The sequence below is a fragment of the Entomomonas moraniae genome, from assembly GCF_003991975.1.
GTDB classification, from domain to species: Bacteria; Pseudomonadota; Gammaproteobacteria; order Pseudomonadales; family Pseudomonadaceae; genus Entomomonas; species Entomomonas moraniae.
The window spans coordinates 2,318,997-2,339,121 of record NZ_CP029822.1 but is presented as its reverse complement, the minus strand read 5'-3'; the positions used below and the strand labels follow the sequence as shown (position 1 = coordinate 2,339,121).

20 protein-coding genes are annotated in these 20,125 nt (G+C 39.2%); 3 read left to right on the top strand and 17 right to left on the bottom strand.

Annotated elements, in window-relative coordinates:
- Positions 1-17 precede the first annotated feature (17 nt).
- The 17 genes from tdeA to gshB all read right to left on the bottom strand — a co-directional run bounded on the left by tdeA (position 18) and on the right by gshB (position 18,030).
- Entirely contained in the window at positions 18-1,388 is a 1,371-nt protein-coding gene (gene tdeA, locus DM558_RS10935; protein ID WP_127164042.1) for a toxin/drug exporter TdeA, read from the bottom strand.
- Positions 1,389-1,398: 10 nt separating this feature from the next.
- Entirely contained in the window at positions 1,399-3,345 is a 1,947-nt protein-coding gene (locus tag DM558_RS10930) for a MacB family efflux pump subunit (RefSeq protein WP_407644320.1), read from the bottom strand.
- On the bottom strand, positions 3,342-4,517 hold the full coding sequence (locus DM558_RS10925; protein ID WP_127164040.1) for an efflux RND transporter periplasmic adaptor subunit: 1,176 nt from the start codon (positions 4,515-4,517) through the stop codon (positions 3,342-3,344). The genes DM558_RS10930 and DM558_RS10925 overlap by 4 nt, the downstream gene beginning before the upstream one ends.
- A gap of 151 nt (positions 4,518-4,668) precedes the next feature.
- Positions 4,669-5,313: a lipoyl(octanoyl) transferase LipB gene (lipB, locus tag DM558_RS10920; protein WP_127164039.1), complete on the bottom strand. Its 645-nt coding sequence runs from the start codon at positions 5,311-5,313 to the stop codon at positions 4,669-4,671.
- Positions 5,313-5,585: an HP0495 family protein gene (locus DM558_RS10915; RefSeq protein ID WP_127164038.1), complete on the bottom strand. Its 273-nt coding sequence runs from the start codon at positions 5,583-5,585 to the stop codon at positions 5,313-5,315. The genes lipB and DM558_RS10915 overlap by 1 nt, the downstream gene beginning before the upstream one ends.
- 12 nt (positions 5,586-5,597) lie before the next feature.
- Positions 5,598-6,761 carry a D-alanyl-D-alanine carboxypeptidase family protein gene (locus DM558_RS10910; RefSeq protein WP_127164037.1) on the bottom strand — a complete coding sequence of 388 codons (1,164 nt, stop codon included), beginning with the start codon at positions 6,759-6,761 and terminating at the stop codon, positions 5,598-5,600.
- 36 nt (positions 6,762-6,797) lie between these two features.
- Positions 6,798-7,757, bottom strand: coding sequence for a septal ring lytic transglycosylase RlpA family protein (locus DM558_RS10905; RefSeq protein ID WP_127164036.1), 960 nt, complete (start codon positions 7,755-7,757; stop codon positions 6,798-6,800).
- Positions 7,754-8,746 (bottom strand): lytic murein transglycosylase B, encoded by a 993-nt coding sequence (gene mltB / locus DM558_RS10900; protein WP_127164035.1) that lies wholly within the window; start codon positions 8,744-8,746, stop codon positions 7,754-7,756. The genes DM558_RS10905 and mltB overlap by 4 nt, the downstream gene beginning before the upstream one ends.
- Before the next feature lie 8 nt (positions 8,747-8,754).
- Complete coding sequence (gene rodA, locus DM558_RS10895) at positions 8,755-9,906, bottom strand: rod shape-determining protein RodA (RefSeq protein WP_127164034.1); 1,152 nt, start codon at positions 9,904-9,906, stop codon at positions 8,755-8,757.
- A complete protein-coding gene (gene mrdA, locus DM558_RS10890; RefSeq protein WP_127164033.1) occupies positions 9,890-11,863 on the bottom strand; it encodes a penicillin-binding protein 2 in 1,974 nt (657 codons plus the stop codon). Before mrdA ends, rodA begins: the two co-directional genes overlap by 17 nt.
- A gap of 24 nt (positions 11,864-11,887) precedes the next feature.
- Positions 11,888-12,355, bottom strand: a complete 468-nt coding sequence (gene rlmH / locus DM558_RS10885) for a 23S rRNA (pseudouridine(1915)-N(3))-methyltransferase RlmH (RefSeq protein WP_127164032.1) — start codon at positions 12,353-12,355, stop codon at positions 11,888-11,890.
- Positions 12,356-12,363: 8 nt separating this feature from the next.
- Positions 12,364-12,720 carry a ribosome silencing factor gene (gene rsfS, locus DM558_RS10880; RefSeq protein ID WP_127164031.1) on the bottom strand — a complete coding sequence of 119 codons (357 nt, stop codon included), beginning with the start codon at positions 12,718-12,720 and terminating at the stop codon, positions 12,364-12,366.
- Positions 12,721-12,813: 93 nt separating this feature from the next.
- Entirely contained in the window at positions 12,814-13,443 is a 630-nt protein-coding gene (nadD, locus tag DM558_RS10875; RefSeq protein WP_127164030.1) for a nicotinate-nucleotide adenylyltransferase, read from the bottom strand.
- Positions 13,436-14,695 carry a glutamate-5-semialdehyde dehydrogenase gene (locus tag DM558_RS10870; RefSeq protein WP_127164029.1) on the bottom strand — a complete coding sequence of 420 codons (1,260 nt, stop codon included), beginning with the start codon at positions 14,693-14,695 and terminating at the stop codon, positions 13,436-13,438. Before DM558_RS10870 ends, nadD begins: the two co-directional genes overlap by 8 nt.
- A gap of 74 nt (positions 14,696-14,769) precedes the next feature.
- Complete coding sequence (tilS, locus tag DM558_RS10865) at positions 14,770-16,044, bottom strand: tRNA lysidine(34) synthetase TilS (protein ID WP_228411736.1); 1,275 nt, start codon at positions 16,042-16,044, stop codon at positions 14,770-14,772.
- A gap of 60 nt (positions 16,045-16,104) precedes the next feature.
- Positions 16,105-16,998, bottom strand: coding sequence for an energy transducer TonB (locus DM558_RS10860; RefSeq protein WP_127164027.1), 894 nt, complete (start codon positions 16,996-16,998; stop codon positions 16,105-16,107).
- 81 nt (positions 16,999-17,079) lie between these two features.
- Positions 17,080-18,030, bottom strand: coding sequence for a glutathione synthase (gene gshB / locus DM558_RS10855; protein ID WP_127164026.1), 951 nt, complete (start codon positions 18,028-18,030; stop codon positions 17,080-17,082).
- Between the two features lie 194 nt (positions 18,031-18,224).
- Between gshB and pilG the strand changes: the two genes are divergently transcribed.
- From pilG to DM558_RS10840, 3 genes are read left to right on the top strand one after another with little or no spacing between them, the layout of a single operon-like run.
- Positions 18,225-18,629 carry a twitching motility response regulator PilG gene (gene pilG / locus DM558_RS10850; protein WP_109701691.1) on the top strand — a complete coding sequence of 135 codons (405 nt, stop codon included), beginning with the start codon at positions 18,225-18,227 and terminating at the stop codon, positions 18,627-18,629.
- A gap of 42 nt (positions 18,630-18,671) precedes the next feature.
- Positions 18,672-19,037 (top strand): twitching motility response regulator PilH, encoded by a 366-nt coding sequence (pilH, locus tag DM558_RS10845; RefSeq protein ID WP_127164025.1) that lies wholly within the window; start codon positions 18,672-18,674, stop codon positions 19,035-19,037.
- Between the two features lie 24 nt (positions 19,038-19,061).
- A complete protein-coding gene (locus tag DM558_RS10840) occupies positions 19,062-19,610 on the top strand; it encodes a chemotaxis protein CheW (RefSeq protein WP_164731446.1) in 549 nt (182 codons plus the stop codon).
- Positions 19,611-20,125 lie beyond the last annotated feature (515 nt).

The window sequence follows — 20,125 nt, the reverse complement described above, 5'->3', positions numbered from 1 at the left end:
TCTGTGTATAGATCAGTTTATTTTTTTATATAACGTCCTGCCATGGCCTTATAGAGCATGTTTTCATATTGAATGAGCTGGTAACGATTATTGATGAGTGATATTTTAGAGGATGTCTCTGTATTCAACGCGTTAAGCCAGTCAGATATTTCTCCAACACCTTGTTGATACCGTTCATCATAATATTGGCTAATTTTTTTATCATACTCGTATTTTTCTGTGGTATTGTCTAGGGTGTCTTTGGTACGAGCATAGGAGTAGTAGTAGGTGTCTACTTCATTAAGCGCAGTGGTAAGGCTTTTTTCAAATGTTAGCCTCGCTGACTCGTAGTTTGCCTCGGATGTTTTAATATTCCAACGCACTTTGTTCCATTGTAGGAAAGGTAAGTCAATGGCTACATTACCAGAGGCAAAAGGCACATTAAAGGCAGTATTAATTTTATCAGATGAGGAGTTTATTGCTGCGCCGAGTGTGATGGTAGGGTACCAACTTTTATCGGTTGCATTTTTATTAAGCAGTGCTTCTTCTAAGCGATATTCGGATGCTTTTAAATCAGGTCTGTTAGCTAGCACAGATAAAGGAATATTTAAGTCGACGTCTGGCAGCTGGAGTTCAAGTAAGTTAGGGTAGTTGATGGCCAACGGGTCATTAGGCTTTAAGTTAAGTAAGTTACGGAGTGTCTGCTCAGCAGTTTTTTTCTGGCTTTTTAAGTCGATTAAGTTATTTTTACTGGATAAAACAGATTGTGTCGCTTGCGCAGGGTCAAGTGCAGATACTTTACCGTATTGAAATTTATAATCAGTCAATTGACTAATTTCTTGGTAGTTTTTAATGCTTTGCTCGGTGACTGTAATGGCCTCATTTAAATAGACAAGGTTATAATAGGCATCGACCACACTGTTGATAAGGCTTAAGCGGGCGCTTTCCAAGTCTTGTACTGTGGCTTTATATTCCCATTCTTGCGCATTGGCTGTATCGGCTATTTTGCGCCATAAATCGACTTCATAGCTTAATGTTAAGTTTCCACTGACGGAGCGGGTGCTTGCACCGCCTTCTTTAACGTTTTTACTCGCTGAACCACTGGCTCCTCCCGAGAAACTAGGGACTAGGTCTTCACTTAATAAATTAGCTTGATACAGTGCTTTATTAACATTGATGGCACTTTGGGCAAAATCAATGTTGTTTTTCAAGGCTAACTCAACGAGTTTATTGAGCTCATTATCGTTGTAGATTTTCCACCATGCAGTATCAATTTGATAACGTGCAGTTATTTCTTGAGTAAGCTGTAATCTTTCTTGTAATCGTTGGTCTGGGGTTTTATTAGACGTACACCCCATAAGTAGGGTAGAAACAATAACAGGGAGTATAAGTAATCTAACTGGTTTCATTAATGTATCCTTATTCTCTAGACAGCGCTTCTATTGGGTTTAGTTGTGAAGCATTTCGTGCTGGCATAAAGCCAAAAACTATACCAATAAGTGATGAGCACCCAAGTGCTAAAATAATAGAGCTTGCCGAGAAAGACATGCTAAAGCCACTGACTAGGTGATTGAATATAAATCCTATAGCATAAGACAGTGTAATACCTAATAGACCGCCAATTAAACAGATTAAAACGGCTTCTATTAGGAATTGCTCTAAAATATTTTGTTGTCGTGCGCCAATTGCCATTCGAATTCCAATTTCTTTGGTTCGCTCGGTGACAGATACTAACATAATATTCATAACACCTATACCCCCAACGATAAGAGAAATGAGAGCAATACATGAAATAAGCAATGTCATGGTGTTGGTTGTGCTTTCAATAGTTTGTTTGATACTGTCAGTATTTTGGGTGAAGAAATCTTGAGTACCATGCTTTACAGTTAATAGTTTGATTAGATTTTTTTCAGCTACTTGTGAGCTGACGTCATCATTCACTTTAACAATAATGGAACTGATGTAGCGTTCACCTGTAATCTTATTCATCACGGTGGTATAGGGTGACCATAAGTTCAGTGTGTCGCTGTTACCAAACACTGTTTTTTGATCTTGCGTTATGCCAATGATTTCGAGGGGTTTCTTATTTAAAACAATGACTTTTCCAATAGGGTTATCACCATAAGGAAATAGTTTTTTCTGTGTATTAGGATCTATGACGACAACGGATCTGTTATTTTTAACATCATCATCATTAAAGAAACGGCCTTTATCTATTTTTAGCCCTTTTACATCAAAGTATTGTTCATTAACCCCATTAATTTGACCATTGACAGAAATATTTCCGTAGATGAGGACACCGCTGGCCGACGTGTTTGGGGTTGCGTTGGCTAAATAGCTTTGTTTAGCCAGTACATTAGCATCATCAACGGTAAGTGTTTTAACTCTGCCTGAGCGCATATCACCCATGCCTTTACCTGGGTAAATATTAATAGTGTTGGTCCCCATAGAGTTAATATCAGAAAGTATTTTTTCTTGCGACCCACGCCCCAGAGCAACTACGGAGACAACCGACGCAATCCCAATAATAATACCTAACATGGTGAGGATAGAGCGCATTTTATGAGCAATAATAGCTTGTACGGACATTTTGAATGATTCTATAAATTGGTCTTTATAGAACATTAAGCTATTACGTTCTTTGGATGGAGATGGGGTGGATGTTGTAACGATATCGTCAGATTTGCGCTGATCGCTGATGATAATGCCGTCTTTAATTTCGATGATGCGATTAGCGTAGTTGGCAATATTCTGATCATGTGTTACCAGAATAATGGTATGCCCTTTTTTATGGAGCTCTTGAATAATCTCCATCACGGTTTCACCACTTCTAGAGTCTAGAGCCCCTGTTGGCTCATCAGCTAAAATAATTTCGCCTCCGTTCATAAGGGCACGGGCAATACTTACGCGTTGCTGCTGACCACCCGAAAGTTCATTGGGTTTGTTTTGCGTTTTCTCTGCTAAGCCTAGGCTCTCTAAAAGTTCTTTAGCACGTGCTGAGCGTTGGCTATGGTCGAGTCCTAGATAAACTGCAGGGAGAGCAACATTATTTTCAGCACTTAAAGTACTGAGTAGATTATAACGTTGGAAAATAAAGCCAAATTTTTTACTACGCATTTTGGCTAGCTCGTTACTATCCATTTCCTCTGTTTTTATATTGTCGATAGCATACGAACCTGTTGATGGAGTATCTAAACATCCCAATATGTTCATTAGGGTCGACTTACCTGAACCAGATTGACCAATAATGGCAATAAAGTCCCCTTTTTCGATGGTGATATTGATGTCTTTAAGGACATGAACACGGTTATCGCCATCGCCAAAATATTTGTTGATGTTGGTGATTTCTATCATACTCATAGTTATAACCTAGGTCCACGCATTCTGCTGTTATTACTTTGGACGATTTCTGTGTTACTCATTTGGGCAGAAATCACATTTTCTCCGTCTTTGAGTCCAGAAATGATTTCTGTATTCATGCTATCAGAGAGTCCTATCGTGACTTCTTTTTCAACAACGGTATTGTTTTTTTCTAAAACATACACATAGCTTCTACCATTTTTAGTATTTAATGTGATGGTCGGGATAATTAATACATTGTCTTTATTAGAGACGACAATTGTATTTTGGGTGGTCATTCCTATTCGTAATGTACCATCGGGGTTAGGAACAACCAAATTACCATAATAATAAACGGCAGTGCTGGAGTCTGTTGTGCCTGTATAGTTTCCTGCCGTCAATGTTGTAAGACCGGGATCGATGGTGTCGAGCTTGCCTGTAAATGTTTTAGTGGGTTCTGAGAGAATACTGTAAATTACCTCCATTCCTGGTTTAATTTTTGTAATATCTCCTTCAGATATCTGCATCTTGATTTCCATAAGCTTCAAGTCTGCAACCTGAACAATGGTTGGTGTGGTTTGGTTAGCGTTGACCGTTTGTCCTTCCTCTACAGGAATAGAAACAACAGTGCCATCAAGAGGTGCTACAATTTTGGTATAGCCTAAGTTGGTTTCTGCGGTATTCACAGAAATTTGTGTTTGTACAATTAATGATTCTAAATCAGCAACATTGGCTTTGGCTGTGGCTAGTGTGTCACGGGCGCTGTCAAGGTTTTCATCGGACGTAGCATTTTTTGTTAAGAGGTTTTTTTCACGATTGTATTTCTTTTGCGCAACAACCAGAGCAACTTTTTTTGCCTCTAATTGGGTTTTATAGGATTCAAGTTTAGATTTATTGATATTGAGGTCATTTTCTTGGGTGGTTGAGTCAATATCAGCAATCATATCGCCCTTTTTAATCGATTGTCCCAGTGAAACGTAAAGTTTTTTGATTTGGCCTGACGCTTGTGCACCGACAGTCACTATTTGTTTAGCGCTGATTTCGCCTGTTGTATTAACGGTACGTTGAATATTCCCTATTCTAGCTTTTTCAGTTAAATAGCTAATTTGCTCTTCTTTATTGAAGAAAAAAAAGTAGATAAGAGTAATAATGATTATTAGAATCATTGATAAAATAATCGTTTTCTTCGCTTTCTTCATTGTCACACTCATTAAAATATATTGATATGCCAGTCATCATACAATAACTATTTTATTTATTGACAGGTTTACCTAAATTTTACTTATTCTTTACATTGAAAATAATTCTATAACTCAATGAATCATTGGGCTATTTATTAAATCAGTTGTTTTAGTTTGTAAGATATTTAACGTGTGTATAAGCAAGCTTTTGAGTGATTTGTGTAATGACGCGTTCTGTCAGTTCATCAAAATCAATAGGACTTATAAACTCACTGAGTTGTGTCATTTGCATACCAGCATAACCACAGGGATTGATGCGGGAAAAAGGTTCTAAGTCCATGTCCACATTGAGTGCAAAACCATGGAAAGAAGCATGGTGGCGTATTCTTAAACCAAGGGAGGCAATTTTTGATTGCCCTACATAAACACCTGGGGCATCAGGTTTTGAGTAGGCGGTTATACCGTAACTAGCTAATAGACCTATTAGGCAATTTTCAATGGCTGTTACTAATAATCTTGGACCAAGATGGTGGCGCTTTACATCAATCATTAAGTATACAATGAGTTGACCGGGGCCGTGGTAAGTTACTTGCCCTCCACGGTCAGATTGAATAACAGGAATATCTCCTGGCATTAATACATGCTCAGCTTTTCCTGCGCTGCCTTGAGTAAAAACAGAGGTGTGTTGAAGTATCCAAACCTCGTCAAGTGTTTCTTGTGTGCGGTTATCTGTAAACGTTTTCATCGCAAGCCAGACGGATTCATAGGGTTGTGTACCTAGCTTGCGAACATTTAACGTCTCACTATTCGCCATTATAAAACCATATGTACTCGACCAGTGGCTTTTAAGTCATCATGAATGGCTTTTAACTGATCAACACCTGTTGCTGTAATTTTTACTCTTAATGAGTGATATTTACCATTACTGCTGTATTGGTCTGTTATTGTTGATTCATCAAAATCTGGAACATGACGATGCAAGATTTCAATAACCAGCGGTTTAAACTCATCATGGGCATCACCAATGATTTTAATACCATAGTTTTTACAAGGAAACTCTATTTTAGGTGGTTCTTGATTTGTCATGAATATATCATCCTAGCTAAATAGCCCTTTAAAGAATAATACAATGCTATCCCATATACGTCTGAAGAGACCACCTTGTTCTACTGATTGCAAGGCAACCAAATCAGTGCTATAAACTACTTGGTTATTGGCATTTTTGATTTCCACTTTACCTACCACTTGCCCCGCTTGTATTGGGGCTGTTAATTGTTTTTGGGTGGATAGTTGTGCATGCAGACCATTAAATTGCGTTTTTAATAAGGTTAATGAAATATCTTGGCTAAGGCCAGCAGGTACTTCTGATTGAGTACCTTTCCAAACCTCTAGCGTAGCGAGTTTATCGCCTTTTTTGTAGAAAGTTTTATTTTCATAAAAGCGAAATCCATACGTTAATAGTTTTTGTGTCTCTTCAGCACGTGCTTTTTCGCTATTGGTTCCAAATAATACAGCAATTAAGCGAAGATCATCACGTTTAGCTGATGCAACCATACAATAGCCTGCTTCATCCGTGTGGCCTGTCTTTAAGCCATCAACGGTGTTGTCGCGCCAAAGTAATAAATTACGATTAGGTTGTTTTATGTTATTCCAAAGGAACTCTTTTTGTTTATAAATATTGTAGTGTGCAGGGTCTTCATAAATAATGGCACGTGCTAATGTTGCCATGTCATGAGCTGAAGAAAAATGATTAGGGTCTGGTAAGCCTGTGGCATTCATGAAGTGGCTATTACTCATGCCAAGTTGTTGTGCTGTTTTATTCATCATGTCAGCAAACACATCTTCACTGCCTGCTAAATATTCAGAAACAGCAACACTGGCATCATTGCCCGATTGAATAATAATACCGTGTAATAAATCTTCTAAGGGAACTTGTTTATTGACCTCAACAAACATTTTAGAGCCACCAGTTTTCCATGCTTTTTCACTGATGGTGACTAAGTCTGTAGGACGAACTTGCCCCTTTTTCATTTCTAAGGTTGCAATATAGGCGGTCATAAGCTTGGTTAAGCTAGCGGGGGGAAGTCGTTGATCGCCATTATTATTAATGAGTACTTGCCCCGTGGCAGCATCCATTAACACATAAGATTTTGCTGCCAATTGTGGAGGAGCAGGCGCTATTTCTTGGGCTTGTATATAGCATGCACTGAAAAGTACGGTGGCAGATAATGTAATTCGTTTAATAAATAAGGAAATTTTCATAAGTTAAGCTACTTAATAAATTAAGGTTAATAAAAATTAGGGTTTAACAAGGGTTGGATTCCCTAAGTTAGCAATACGTATAGCCTGCTGGGTATTAAGGACTTCTTGCTGATTAGCTATTGGCCCTAATCTCACTCGGTAAAGTTGAGTTTTTCCTTGCGCTACAGCGTTAATAAATACAGGTGTAGTGGTGACTCCCATCAGGCGTTGTCGTAATAGCTCCGCAGCATCAGGGTTAGCAAAAGCACCTACTTGTAAGTATAGACCATTTTTTACAGTATTTGTTTCGTTGGGCTGTGCATGCTGGTCTACAGGAGGTGTATATTCTTTTATAGGGGCGTTAGGAGTAGCGGCTACTTGTATTGTTTCTGATTTAGTAACCGTTGTGACTGATGAATGTGTTTTTTGCCACTGGGCTGGATCAATCCCTTCGACTTTTACTCTGGCTGTTCCCACTTCTGCATAGCCTAGTTTTTTTGCGGCGGCGAAAGAAAGATCGATTACTCGATCAGAATGGAAAGGACCACGATCGTTTACTCTTAAGACAACACTACGCCCATTATCAAGATTGGTGACTTTGACATAGCTGGGTAATGGCAATGTTTTGTGAGCTGCTGTCATACCATAAAGATCATAAAGCTCCCCGTTGGCAGTCGCCTGACCGTGGAATTTTGTTCCGTACCATGAGGCTGTTCCCACAGAGGTATAGCCAACGGCTGAACTGATAGGATAGTAAGTTTTACCCAAGACGGTATAGGGATTTTTTTTGTAGCTTCCTGTGAAGGGAGTCGGTTCGGCATCAGGGATGTTAGAGACATCCACATCCCACCACGGCGCTCCATCTTTTAGTGGACGTACGTATTTTCCCTCGGGAGAGGTTTTAGCAATGTCTTGGTAGGTATCAACATCATCGGGTTTCTTTGTTTGACAGCCGATAATGAGGATGGATAAGCCACTAAGTAAGATTAAGTGAGTAAGAGATGAGAGTTTTTTCATTGTTTCATTTTAGTGGCTAATAATTGTTCAGATAATTGATAAACAGCTAATGAATACATAACACTGCGATTATAGCGCGTAATAACTTCAAAATTATTAAGTCCAGCCCAATACTCATCACCTTTTTCGCCTTGAAGTTTGAAGGCAATAACGGGTGTATTATCAGGCAATGTGATAGGCAATGTCCAGCCAGCTTGCTTTAGTTTAGCAATTGTTTGGTCTAATTCAAGCCCTGAGGATAACACGGTATTTACTTTGTCGCCGTTTGTAGTAGCTTGGAATGCAACAGGTTGGTTGGTTTGCCAACGATGTGCTTTGAAATAATTAGCTACACTTCCAATAGCATCGGTAGGATTATTCCAGATATCAATGTGTCCGTCACCATCAAAGTCGACAGCGTAGGCTCTAAAGCTACCTGGCATAAATTGAGCCATTCCCATTGCCCCTGCGTAAGAACCTTTTAGTGAGAGCGGGTCGAGTTGTTCTTCACGTGTCATCAGCATGTATTCTTTTAATTGTTTACGAAAGAAATCAGCTCGAGGAGGGTAGTCAAAACCTAATGTGGTCAGCGCATCCATAACAGGCCAATTGCCCATATTACGACCATAGAAAGTTTCTACACCAATAATGGCAACAATAATTTGTGCAGGAACGCCATATATTTTTTCTGCTTTTTCTAAAGCGGCTTGGTTCTTGTTCCAAAAAGCAACCCCTTCATTAATGCGTTGTTGGGTCATAAAAATAGGGCGATACTCTTTCCATTCTTTGGCTTTTTCTGCGGGTTTGGCAATTAAGTCGAGAATAGCTTGTTGTTTATTGACTTTAGCAAATAAGTCATGGACTTGCTCCTCTGCAAAACCATGATTTTCAACCAAGTCCTTTGTGAAGTTTTGTATGTCAGGGTATTCATTATAGTCATTGGCATTCAGTATTCCTGTTAGCATGAATAGTGAAACCAATAGGCCAAGTTGAGTCTTTTTAATAATCATGGATTTTTTTACCTTATCGAGGTTGTCCAGTTTCGATGAGTTTGTATGGCCATTAATATACCAAATGAAGAGAGCAAAGTAATGGCTGATGTACCACCATAACTCATAAAAGGTAGGGGAACACCGACCACAGGTAATAATCCACTGACCATGCCGATATTAACAAACACATAGACAAAGAACGTCATACTAAGCCCTCCGGCCAGTAGTTTACCAAAGAGGGTCTGGGCATTCGCTGTGATGATTAAACAGCGAGTAATTATCAGTAAATAAATTGTTAACAATAGTGTAACACCAACTAAGCCAAATTCCTCACCAATTAATGCAAAAACGAAGTCAGTGTGGCTTTCAGGAAGGAAATCGAGGTGAGATTGTGTCCCTTCTAGCCATCCTTTACCCCAAAAGCCTCCTGAGCCGATAGCCGCCTTTGATTGAATAATATTCCAGCCTTTCCCGAGTGGATCTGATTCGGGATTAATGAATGTGAGTACGCGATGTTTTTGGTAGTCATGCATTACAAAGTGCCACATTCCATAGGCAATAGGAATGATGGCGAGAATCGCACTAATCACCCAACTCCAACGGAGCCCCGCCATGTAAATGACAAAAGCCCCTGCGGTTAGTATAAGCAGCGATGTACCGAGATCGGGTTGTTTTAGTACTAAGAGAAAGGGTACGATGGTTAAGATAAAAGCAATGACAACATGTTTAAAGCTTGCAGGGAGGCTATGTCTTGAAATATACCAAGCGATGGTAGCAGGAACGACAATTTTCATAAATTCTGATGGCTGGAATCTAATAAGCCCAGGTATTTTTAACCAACGTTGAGCGCCCATGGCATTATGTCCATTGATATCAACGATAATAAGTAAAATGATACCGATGATATAAGGAATAAGTACCCAACGGGCCATAAATCGGGGGTCAAATTGCGCGATCATAATCATTGCAACGCCTCCCATTATAAAAAATGTTCCCTGCCTGTTAACCAAATCCATATCTTTACCGCTAGCAGAGTAGAGTATAAATAGGTTGGCTATCGCCAAAATAGTGAGTAATACCAATAAGTAACCGTCAATATGAAAGCGCTCTAATAATGTGACATGCTTATGATTGGGATTATTTGCATTTAAAGTAATTCTTTTATGGAGAGGTAGCATTGTTTGTTTTCTCCGATACTTCGTTTGTAGGCGTTAATTCTGGCGCAGGCTTTTTCGCTAATAGCTCTTCATCTGTTTTTAGTTGCCCTTGGTCATTTAATAGCCATGTATCCATCACGTGTTTAACGATAGGGGCCGCCAATCCACTGCCAGACTCTCCATTTTCAATAATAATAGCCACCACGATGCGAGGTTTCTCTGCGGGTGCAAAGGCAACAAAAAGGGCATGGTCTCGATGGCGCTCATTCAGGCTTTTACTGTCATAGCGTTCATTTTGGCGAATGGCGACGACTTGTGCAGTTCCGCTTTTTCCTGCTATTCGATAAATAGCAGTGGCGCCCATTTTTCGGGCAGTCCCTCTAGCACCATGTACCACTTGCTGCATATCTTGATTAATAATGTTCCAGTCTTCTGGATTTTTAAGGATGATATCGGTTGGCGTCGGTCTATCAGTGGTATCGATAGAGCCATTTTCAATCAGTTCTTTAGTAGGGATATTATCAGCTGACTGTATGAGGTGTGGGCGAATCCAGTGGCCTTTGTTGGCAATAAGTGTTGCCGCTTGGGCGATTTGTAAGATGGTGGTTTGCATATCACCTTGCCCGATACCCGTAATAAGGGTGTGTCCTGGATACCAACGTTGTTTATGTACTTTTTCTTTCCACTCTCTCGAAGGCATAATCCCTGTTGATTCTTCTTGATACATGTCTAGTGAAACACGTTGTCCTAGCCCAAATAGACTCAAATACTGATGTAAGTTGTCAATACCTATTTTATAGGCAAGGTCATAAAAGTAAGTATCATTGGAGCGCATAATGGCTGTTTCCATATTGATCCAGCCATCTCCACCGCGGTTCCAATTTCGGTATTTATGGGTTGAGTTTGGAAGCTGATAGAAGCCGGGGTCAAATACTTTTTCAGCTGGGGTTGTAATGCCTAGATCAAGTCCTGTTAAAGCCACTAAGGGTTTTACGGTAGAGCCGGGAGGGTAGGTACCATAAATAGCACGATTTAGAAAAGGTTTGTCAGGATCATTGGATAACTTACTGTAGTCTTTTTGGCTAATTCCTGTAACAAAAGGGTTAGGGTCAAAGCTGGGTGAGCTGACTAATGCTAAGACTTCGCCATTTCTAGGGTCTATCGCAACAATGGCACCTCGCTTATCTTTCAGCGCGTCCATGGCTGCTTTTTGCAAATAGTAATCCAAGGTTAAGGTAAGGTCTTTTCCTGCCATGGGTTGTATTTGGTTCAAAACGCGCATAACCTTACCGCGCGCATTTGTTTCGACTTCTTCGTAACCGACGTCCCCATGTAGCATGCCTTCATAAAAACGCTCTGCGCCTGCTTTACCAATATGGTGTGTTCCACTGTACTCAATGGGATCTACACGTTTTAGGTCTTGATCGCTAATCCGTCCGACGTATCCGACAGAGTGAGCAAATAAATTACCATAGGGATAGTAGCGAATGAACTGGACTTCTACCTCAAGCCCAGGAAGGCGTGGTTGGTTTACTGCAATAATAGCTCGCTGTTCTTCAGTAAGTTCATAAAGAATAGGAATTGATTCAAAAGGGCGTGAGCGTTGTTTGATTTTGGTGATAAGATTTTGTTTGTCTTCTTCGGTCAAGTTGAGTATTTCAACCAATGTATCAATAATTTTAGGCCAGTCTTTAGCGCGCTCACGAGTAAAGGTTAGGTTAAAGCTGGGCTCATTATTAGCAATGACAATACCATTGCGATCATAAATGATGCCTCTGACAGGTGGAATTGCTTGGGTATGAATACGATTCTTATCAGAAAGCGTTGCGTGATAGCGGTATTGAATGATCTGTAGATAGTACATTCTGCCCAGTAAAACACACATAAAAATACCCACAAAAATAGAGCCAATAATGACTCGATTTCTTACAATCCTCGCATTTTTGATATGGTCTTTAATTGGGAATGTTTGCACCATGATAGCTCAATTAAATAACAACGTTTATTTATGATAAGGGTGACCACTGAGTATGGTCGATGCTCTATATAATTGCTCTATCAGTATAACCCTTACCAAGGGATGTGGTAAGGTAAGTGCAGAGAGCGACCACTTTTCATCACTTCGTTGGCAAACATCGGGTGCAAGTCCTTCGGGACCTCCGACCATCAGATTAATATCTTGTCCTGCAAGTTGCCACTGTGCCATTTTTTCAGCGAGTTGTTCAGTGTTCCATGCCTTTCCTGTTACTTCAAGCGTAATGACTCTATCCGCCGTTTGAACTTTACTTAGCATGGCAAGCCCTTCTTGTTGGATAAAACGCTTAATATCCGCATTTTTACTGCGCGTGGTTAAGGGGATTTCAATCAATTCAACAGGTACTTCTTTAGGAAGGCGTTTATAATATTCTTGCCAGCCTTCCTCTATCCAACGTGGCATTTTATTGCCAACAGTGATGAGACGAATGCGCATAAGTGATATTAATCTTGGTTTAAATGCTTTTCACGGCTTTGCTCTGCACCTTGCCATAGGCGTTCAAGGTCATAAAAACTTCGGGTTTCAGCAAGCATGATATGAACGACAACTGACCCAAAGTCAACCAGCGCCCACTCGCTGTTTTCTAACCCTTCGATACCCAGCGGTTGTACGCCACGTTGTTTGACTTCATCCTTTACATTGTCAGCCATTGCTTTTACTTGGCGAGAGGATGTTCCTGTGGCGATCACCATGAAGTCGGTTACGCTGGTTTTTTCATGAACGTCAATAATAACGATGTCTTTGCCTTTTAATTCTTCTAATGCATTTTTTACAATGTCTACAATTTCATTTGCTTGCATATTTGATTGATTACCTAAATGATAAGAGTGTGTTGTTACTGTTTAGCTTAATAATATTTTAAAAATGAGTAGCTAACATAGTTGTGTTAGCTATTATTGATAAAGTTTATGCAGATTAATATAGTCTAGTACATTATCGGGTAATAAGAATTGAACTGATTTCCCTTGTGCTAGATTGGTACGAATTTTAGTTGATGAAATGTCTAAAGGTGTTTGTTGTAGATAAGCAATTTTCCCAACGCGGCCTGTTATCTGATTGTAGTCAACTAATTTATCTTGCAAAAATATCGCTAGCTCATGAGGGATTTTAGCAGATAGATGCGGACGTTGTAATACTAGAATGTGACAATAGTTTAATAACTCTTGCCAGCGGTGCCATGTGGGTAAGCCACAGAAAGCATCCCAGCCGACGATAAAAAATAATGTATCTTCTATTGGAAGTGCTTTTTGTAAAGCTTTGAGTGTATCAAATGTATAGGATAGTTTGTTGCGTTTTAGCTCAAGATCGTCAACGACTAGTTTTGGTATTTTTTCAACCGCAAGCTTAACCATTGTTAACCGCTTTTCTGCATCAACGCTAGGGTTCTCTCTATGTGGGGGGAGGAAGTTTGGAGTAAGCCTTAGCTCATCTAACGATAGGAGTTCTATCGATTCGATGGCTGAGCGCAAATGCCCAATATGAATAGGATTAAATGTTCCCCCTAATAAACCGATTCTAGCCACGCGTTTGCCCGTCACCTAAAACGATATATTTTTCGGTTGTTAATCCTTCAAGGCCAACAGGCCCCCTGACATGTAACTTGTCAGTTGAAATACCAATTTCTGCTCCTAAGCCATATTCAAAGCCATCAGCGAAACAGGTAGGTGTATCGTGCATAACAGAGCTAGAGTCTACTTCTGTTAAAAAACGTTTTACGGATTCCGTATTTTCTGTACAAATACTGTCAGTGTGGTGTGAACCATAATGGTTAATATGGTTAATTGCTTGATCAATATCGCTAACAATACGAATTGATAAAATAGCAGCAAGGTATTCTGTTGACCAATCGTCTTCGGTTGCTTGGGATAGGTGGGGCAAGTATTTGATGGTTTGCTCACAACCCCTCAATTCGACACCTTTTTCTTCTAGTTGTTTTGCAATAGTAGGAAGTGCTGTATGAGCTACTTGTTCGTGGACTAACAGTGTTTCCATTGCTCCGCAAATGCCATAACGATAACATTTAGCATTGAGCACTATTTTATATGCTTTTTCGAGATTAGCATATTGATCAATGTAAACATGGCAAATACCATCAAGGTGCTTGATGACGGGAACTCTTGCATGGTCTGAAATACGCTGGATGAGTGATTTTCCACCTCGTGGAATAATAACGTCAACATATTCACTCATGGTGATTAGTAGATCAACTGCTTGACGATCTGTTGTATTGACCAATTGTACACTGTCAGTAGGCAGTCCAACTTCTTGTAGCCCTTTTTGGATACATTGGGCGATCGCTTGGTTAGAGTGAATTGCTTCCGAGCCCCCTCTTAAAATGATTGCATTGCCTGATTTTAAGCATAAGGCAGCGGCATCGATAGTGACGTTGGGACGAGACTCATAAATCATTCCAATAACGCCAATGGGGGTGCGCATTTTACCAATTTGTAAACCGACAGTATTGTATTTAAGGTCTCTAATTGAACCAACGGGGTCAGGCAATTCTATTATTTGCTTAAGCCCAGTGATCATATTTTCGATACGAGTATCAGTGAGTTCTAGGCGATCTAATAGGGCAGACGATAAGCCATTGTTTTTTCCCTGATCAAGGTCTTTTTGGTTCGCTTGTTTAATAGTTTCGCGCGCGATGTTTAATTGTTCAGCGATAGCCTGTAGCGCTTTATTTTTTTTGGCTGTTGATGTTTTTACAAGTATTTGTGCGGCAGCTTTGGCATTTTTGCCCAGTGTTTGCATATAGTCAGCAATGTTTTCCATAAAAAACTCTGTTAATCGGTGTAGTTATTATTTATAGGAATAATGGAATAGTATCACTATAAAACAGTGAAAGATCAACTGCTAAAATGTGGTGCAATCCACTCAAATGTAAAATCTTTTGAGTAATTTTTATTAAACCATTGAGGATGATTAGCCACAGCGACTAAATTGCCTTGTTGGTCAATGAGAAGCGGCAGACGCTGTCTAAGAAAGTTAGGGATAGTTTCTTCATTAAATAGTTTTTTTAAATCACGGGTGCCTCTTATGAGTGATATGGACTCACCACCTTGGCGATAAGTGATATAAAAAGAACCTTGAGGAAGCTTTCCTGATAATTTGGCCAAACCATTATTGGGTAAGCAGATCTCTTTGGCTGTTTCTATCGGTAAGTGAACACTGCTAGGTTTTGTTAGCCAGTCATTTTTTAATAACCAAATGCGATGGTTACCACGGTGTATTTCTGCGTTATGCAGTTGCCAAATAGGGGTGGCTGTTTCTTTAGCATTGATTAAGTCAAACCATCCATGCCAGTGTTGTGTTGAAGGCTGTAGGGTATAATTTGATAGCCAAAAAGAAAGCGCATTTTTTTGTCGCGCTGTGGATAGATTTTTTAAAGGAGCGACGAGTAGGCTTGGGACAGATAACCAATGATAAAGGGGGGGTGTTTGGGCTTCGAGTAAGTCTTGTTGTGCTAATTCATTAAGTAGCTTTTGTGCTTCTTGCATGTGTTCGCTAGTTTGTACGATATTATGAATAGCTTGTGGCCAGTAATCTATTATTTTTGGGAATATTTGGTGGCGTAAATAGTTTCTAGCATAGTGCGTGTCTTGATTGCTTGGATCTTCGATCCAACATAGTTGATTACTTTCTGCGTAGTGTCTGAGTGTGTCGTAAGGGATGTTGAGTAAAGGGCGAATGAGGGTTCCTTGCCCAAGTGGGCGTTGGTTCGGCATGGACATTAATCCCTTGACTCCTGCACCACGGAAAAGCCTAAATAACAGTGTTTCTGCTTGATCATTTTTATGTTGTGCTGTTATTAATATATCACCTGTTTGAAGTTGGTTTGCAAAGGCAGTGTAGCGAGCATCACGTGCAGCTTGTTCAATGCTAGCTTGCTGTGTGATGGTTACTTTGACGATTGTTAAGGGGATATTTAGTTGGTCGCAGATTGATTGGCAATGATCAGGCCAGTGGTCAGCAATAGTTTGTAAGCCGTGATGGATATGAATTGCTGATAGCGTGGGGAGAGGGTATTGTTTCTTAAGCTCAACCAATAAATGGAGTAATACGGTGGAATCCATTCCACCAGAAAGACCTATAATCCAGCGTTTAGCTTTTTGATAGGGCATTAACTTTTGGTATAACTCGTTTAGTAACATAATTATTTAGTCAGTTGATGAATAGAAATATTATCCATCTGTTGATAACCGGTCACTACGATCAAATCGCCATGTTCTGATAATTTCAATGATATCAGTATCTGCTAGCTCCTTAGGGAAAGGGGGGAAAGGTGCTGCCATGTGGACAATACGGATTGCTGCCCGATCAAGAATAGGCCAGCCAGAGGATTTTAAAACTTTGACTTTATATAGTTGCCCGTTCTTTTTGATTGCAACTAAGAGGCGTAAGTTACCATAGATTTTTCGTGCAGTGGCTTCTTTGGGGTAGTTGAGGTTACCAATTTGCTCTATTTTTTTACGCCAAGCATCTTGGTATGCAGCACCTTTATCTTTTTTAGTGGCGGCTGATGTAATTTGCAAAACTTTTGGGCGTTTTGCATAAGCTTGTTTTTTGTCAGAAATTTGTGCTTGTAAACTTGCTATTTGGGCTGACCAGTCAGTTGATGTGGTATTTTGCTCATCTTGTTCTTGTTGTTCTTTTTTTTCAGATTTTTTGATGTCTTTTTGATATTGTGGTGTGGTAGTCGTCAACACACTTTTAGTTGATGGTGTTGATTTTTGTGCCTTTTTCATAGGGGGAATAGGATTTGGTGCAGGGTTTATTTCTAATGCTTGAAACTCAGTAGGTGTTGTTGTGGTAGGTATGAGGGCTGTTTCTGATGTGCCGCTCCCTTGTTGGTTTTCTTGAGCGATAAAATCAGCATCTTTAGGGGCTTCATCGTCTTTAAATGAGGCTAGGGATACATCTAGTACTTTTCCTGTTGGGTGATCTTCAGGCGTAAAGCCAACGCCAAAAATAAGCGTCGTGTGTAAGATAGCTGCTAAGCAGATCATAGCACCCAGTAAATTATTGTGTTTAATAGGTGAGTTATTTGTTAATAAGTTTTTAAGAAATAATCGCATAATTTGTTTGTCGAGTAAAAGCGTTTAACATCCTGTATGATAATATAGATCAACAGATGAAATTGATTTATATTATGTTCATTACTTTTTTAATTTAGACTCAATACAATCCATCAGTTTATCTGCAATATTGGTATGATAAACAGCATCAATTTCTCTTATGCAGGTGGGACTTGTTACATTAATTTCTGTAATATAGTCGCCAATGATATCTAAACCGACAAATAAAAGCCCTCTCTTTTGTAGTTCAGGGCCTATCTTTTCAGCAATTTCAAAGTCGCGCTCTGATAGAGGTTGGGCAACCCCCGTTCCTCCGGCCGCTAAATTACCTCGTGTTTCTCCTTTGGCGGGAATTCTTGCTAAACAATAAGGTATTGGTTCTCCGTTCACCATTAAAATACGTTTATCACCTTTGGTTATATCAGGAATAAAACGCTGAACCATTATTTGTCGATTGCCATGAGCGGTTAATGTTTCAATAATCACTGACAGATTAGGGTCGCCTTCTCTATGACGGAAAATAGAAGCACCTCCCATCTCATCTAATGGCTTTAGTATAGCATCACCTTGTTCTCGTATGAAATTTCTGAGTATATCTGTGCGACGGCTTACTAAAGTGGGTACCATGAACTCTGCAAAGTTGGTGGCAAATAGTTTTTCATTGCAGTTGCGTAGTTCTTCAGGTTTATTAACAATAAGAACGCCTTCTTGCTCAGCTTTTTCTAGTAAATAAGTTGTGTATAAAAATTCGCTGTTAAACGGAGGATCTTTACGCATTAGGATAACATTGAGCTCAGATAATGAAATATCTATTTCATCACCTAAATCAAAAAAATGTTTTTCATCCTTATAAACTTTTAAAGGCCGTGCTTTTGCACGTGCTTTGCCTTCTAAAAGATAAAGGTCTTCTTGTTGCATGTAAAAGATTTTGTGGTTTCTATCGTTTGCAGCCCAGAGCATAGCCAGTGAGCTATCTTTTTTGAAATGGATTTGGCTGATAGGATCCATTACAATTCCAAGGGTGATGGGCATGGTATAATCTCTCAAATTAATTTAGTGATCTGTTGGCCGATGTAAGTGAATAATTATAAAATAAATTAACATATTGTATAGTATGATATATTATAAAGGATAAAACAGGCATGTGATTTACATTCTTCTTTAAATTTGTACGTATATTGTATTAAATTATATATAATTTTTGTTTCAAATAATGGCGGGAAAAGATGGGACAAGGTGAAAAATTGAAAGTAATGGTAATCGATGACTCTAAAACTATTCGTCGAACAGCCGAAACCCTATTGAAAAAAGCAGGATGCGAGGTGTTCACTGCCGTAGATGGTTTTGATGCCCTTGCTAAAATAGCAGATAATCAACCCAATATTATCTTTGTAGATATTATGATGCCTCGTTTAGATGGATATCAGACCTGTGCCCTTATAAAAAATAATAGCTTGTTTAAATTAACGCCTGTGATTATGTTGTCGTCTAAAGATGGCCTGTTTGATAGAGCTAAAGGACGAATTGTTGGGTCTGATCAATACCTGACAAAACCTTTTAGTAAAGATGAGCTCTTGGGAGCAATCAAAACGCATGTTCCTGATTTTGTACCTCAGGATAGTGCAGAGTAAACCCATGGCAAATATTTTAAGTTAACTTTAGTGGTGAGTAAAATGGCTCGAATTTTAGTTGTAGACGATTCCCCTACAGAAGTTTATAAGTTGACGGCTATGCTACAAAAATATGGTCATGTCGTTATTGGTGCTGAAAATGGTGCAGATGGCATAGCAATAGCTCGTAAAGAAACCCCCGATCTTATTTTAATGGATATTGTGATGCCTGGTTTTAATGGTTTCCAAGCAACACGCCAATTAACAAAGTGTGAGGAAACAAAAGGTATTCCGGTTATTATTGTAACTGCTAAAGATCAGGAGACCGATAAGGTTTGGGGGCGTCGGCAAGGGGCGCGCGATTATTTGACCAAACCAATTGATGAGGACACGCTGCTGTCTACTGTAAACGCTGTATTAGCAGGGTGATTCTATAGGGAGATGATTATGGGGATGCCAAAGAAAAGCAGCCCATTTGAGTTGTTATTAAATATTGATCAGCTTTATCGAAGCGTTGGTGATAATTTACCAGAGCAAAAGGTATTGCAATCTAAGACCTGGACAGGTATCGGTTTTCAGTTAGATAACCATTATTTTGTCATTGGTATTGATCATTTGGAAGAAATTATTCTTGAGCCAAGTTATACTTATATACCTATTGTAAAGCCTTGGTTAAAAGGCGTGGCTAATATGCGTGGCCATCTTTTACCAGTGATGGATTTAAATAAGCTATTTGGTATGACTTCAGGAACCTCTCGTAAGCAACATCGTGTTATGGCTGTGAAATCTCCGGATGAGGGGTATGTTGGTTTTTTAGTTGATGCTGTATATGGAATGCAACATTTTTCTATGGATAGTATTTTATCAACAAAAACTGTTGATGTACCGGAGTTATTATTACCTTTTGTTTCGGGTGTGTATCAAGGCGGGCAGCAAAATTGGTTAGTTTTTGATGCAAAATCCTTTATGGCAAGTTCTCAGTTTCTAGCAATAGGACAATAGTTTAGGGTTAGTAGATTGTAGCTTTAAACTAAGACTTAATAATATTTAAGCCCAAAGGCATTAAAAACAGTTCTCTAAGAGGCATAAGTAGTATGAGTAAAGAAAAAACTGCTGGTTTATCATCTAGGCAAAAAAAGAATAATTTTTTGCAAGTGTTACTGGTTATTTTATTGGTTGTATTAATTGCTGCACTGATAGTAAACCTTTTCTATCTTGGGAAGAAAACTTCAGATGATAGAGGATATGTGAAGAATGCTAATGATTTAAGAGTCTTCTCACAAATTATTGCAGTAGAGTCGTTAAAAGCACTTAGTGGCGAACAGCAAAGTTTTGCTTCATTGACAGCAAGTAGAGCTAAATTTGATACAGAATTAAATAGCCTAATAAATTATTTAGATGAAAGCCAGTCTAAAACTTTAGAGACTACTTGGATTAAATTAAAGTCAAATATCAATGACTTATTAATGAGAAAGAATGCATTGATAGATATGCACACGGCTGTTGAAACTGCTTTA